This window comes from Brevundimonas sp., from assembly GCF_016463485.1.
Taxonomy (GTDB): Bacteria; Pseudomonadota; Alphaproteobacteria; order Caulobacterales; family Caulobacteraceae; genus Brevundimonas.
Genome location: NZ_JAEMRD010000243.1, coordinates 1 through 2,475, shown reverse-complemented (window position 1 = coordinate 2,475; position 2,475 = coordinate 1). Strand labels below are relative to the sequence as shown.

The window sequence follows — 2,475 nt, the reverse complement described above, 5'->3', positions numbered from 1 at the left end:
CCCTATTCGATGAAGTCGGCGCGGCACAAGCTCTACACCGTCGACAACAACATCAACGCCACCCACCACATCTTGGCCGCCATCGTCGAGAGCGGCCGCGACGTCCACCTGGCCCACCTGGGGACCATGGGGGTCTATGGCTACGGCACCGCAGGCCTGCGCATCCCCGAGGGCTATCTGAAGGTCACGGTCCAGACCGACCACGGCCCGGCCGAGCAGGAGATCCTGTTCCCGCCGAACCCGGGCTCGATCTATCACATGACCAAGACCCAGGACGCCCTGCTGTTCCAGTTCTATGCCCGCAACGACGCCCTGCGCATCACCGACCTGCACCAGGGCATCGTCTGGGGAGCGGAAACGGCAGAGACGCGGATGGACGAGCGGCTGATCAACCGGTTCGACTATGACGGCGACTACGGCACCGTGCTGAACCGGTTCCTGATGCAGGCGGCGGTGGGCTATCCGCTGACGGTGCATGGGGCAGGGGGCCAGACGCGGGCCTTCATCCATATCCAGGACACGGTGCGCTGCGTCGAGCTGGCCTTGCAGAACCCGCCCAAACGCGGCGAGCGGGTCAAGATCCTGAACCAGATGACCGAGAGCCACAGGGTCCGCGACCTCGCCGCCCTGGTGTCGCGCCTGACCGGGGCCGAAATCGCCCACCTGCCCAATCCGCGCCAGGAGGCCGACGAGAACGAGCTGATCGTCGCCAACGACCAGTTCCGCGACCTGGGGCTCAAGCCGATCACCCTGGCCGAGGGTTTGATGGCCGACGTCGCGGCGGTGGCCGGCCGCTACGCCGACCGCGCCGACCGGGCGAAGATCCCGTGCGTCTCCACCTGGAACGCCTGTCGGGCCGAAGCCTGTGCGGAGCCCGTGCAATCGGCCCGTCCCGAACCCGCGCCCGTTATCCCGATCCGGGCGGGCGTCGCCTGACCGCGACCCCATCCCTGCTGGTCTTCGGCGGCGGCTACGTCGGCCGCGCTGCCGCGATGGACGCCCTTGCGCGTGGCGGTCGAGCCGTGGCGACCTCGCGTGATCCCGAACGTCGTGCGGCCCTGTCGGCCGAGGGGATCGAGGCGATCGACCCGACTGATCTCACCGCACTGGACGCGGCGCTGGCTCAGGCCACGGCCGTGCTGGTTACCTCCGCCCCCGACGCCAAGGGCTGCCCGGGGTTGAGGGCGCTGTCGTCCACGCCCTCAGCCGGATCGGCCTGGCCCGACTGGGTCGGCTATATCTCGTCCACTTCCGTCTATGGCGACCGGGCAGGCGGCTGGGTATTCGAGGACGATGCCCTGAACGCCGCCACGATCGAGGGCGCGCGCCGTGTCAGGGCCGAGGCCGACTGGCTGGACGCCGGGCGGGGCATGGGGCTGACGGTTCAGGTCTTCCGCCTGCCCGGCATCTATGGGCCCGGCCGGTCGGTGATCGACAGGCTGAAGGACGGGACCGCCCGGCGGGTCAGGAAGCCCGGCCAGGTCTTCAACCGCATCCATCTGGACGACATCGTCTCGGGCCTGTTCGCCTCGATGGATCGCCCCCACCCGGGCCGCGCCTACAATCTGGTGGACGACGAACCTGCGCCCGCCGACGTCGTCATGGAATGGGCCGCCGATCATCTGGGCCTGCCCCGGCCGCCCGAGGTCGCCTGGGACGATCCATCGGTCTCCGACGTCAGCCGGCGATTCTACCTCGACTCGAAGCGCATCTCGAATGCCCGGGCCAAGGCGGAACTGGACTGGCGGCCGAAGTATCCGACCTGGCGGGAGGGGTTGGCGGCCCTGACGACGCCGATGTCCCGGACCGGCATCGAATCAGAAAACGGCTTTCCGTTGCTGCCGCGTCGCGGAGCAACGGTGACCCTCGATACGGTGAACGCTGCCCGGGATAGCGAGCTTTGACCGCCGCCTAACGATTCCGGCAGGCCCGCTCGGTGTTGAAGACCGGAGCGAACTGCCCGCCCGGGAAGCCGGACGGCACGTCGAAAGGTGCGGTCTGGCGCAGCGCCCGCATCGCGCCGTCTGCGGCGGCCCTGTAGACGGGGCTTGAGTCGGGATCGACCAGGGTTGGCCCGGCGGTGATCCGGCCGTCCGTGGACAGGGTGACATTGACCCGGATCCTCAGCTGGTTCGCGCCGGGAATGTCGCAGGGCAGGGTCCAGTTCGGATAGACCTGGTTGAAGATCGCCGTCAGCTGAGGCCCCGAGGCCTGGCTGGCGCGGCCAGCGCCTTGTTGGCCTGTTGTAGCGCGCGGCGCGGTGGGGCCGGGGCGGCGAGGGCCTTGAGCGAGAGTGCTCAGATCCAGCGTCGGTTCGTTGCGACGTGGTGTGGCGGCCGGTGGCGTCGCTATCCTTGCCGGTCTGATCATCACCGGCCCCCTGACCCGGAGCACCGTCGCGAATGCCCTGGGCTGGGGCGGGATCGTGCTGGCCTTCATCAGCGACGCAATCGCATACTCGCAGCTGAAGTTGGG

Annotated in this window: 3 protein-coding genes; 2 read left to right on the top strand and 1 reads right to left on the bottom strand. The window is 69.0% G+C overall.

All coding sequences use genetic code 11. The annotated features are described in order from the left end of the window. Both JHC99_RS18490 and JHC99_RS18485 read left to right on the top strand, forming a co-directional pair. On the top strand, nucleotides 1–936 hold a 936-nt coding region (locus JHC99_RS18490; protein WP_292156157.1), incomplete at its 5' end, for an NAD-dependent epimerase/dehydratase family protein. Between the two features lie 56 nt (nucleotides 937–992). Next, a complete protein-coding gene (locus JHC99_RS18485; RefSeq protein WP_292156158.1) occupies nucleotides 993–1,904 on the top strand; it encodes an SDR family NAD(P)-dependent oxidoreductase in 912 nt (303 codons plus the stop codon). Between the two features lie 7 nt (nucleotides 1,905–1,911). Here the strand turns inward: JHC99_RS18485 and JHC99_RS18480 are convergent. After that, on the bottom strand, nucleotides 1,912–2,475 hold a 564-nt coding region (locus tag JHC99_RS18480), incomplete at its 5' end, for a hypothetical protein (protein WP_292156156.1).

Excerpts from the sequence above, each read along its gene's own strand:
- JHC99_RS18485 (WP_292156158.1), top strand. The coding sequence starts at position 993 with ATGGACGCCCTTGCGCGTGGCGGTCGAGCCGTGGCGACCTCGCGTGAT.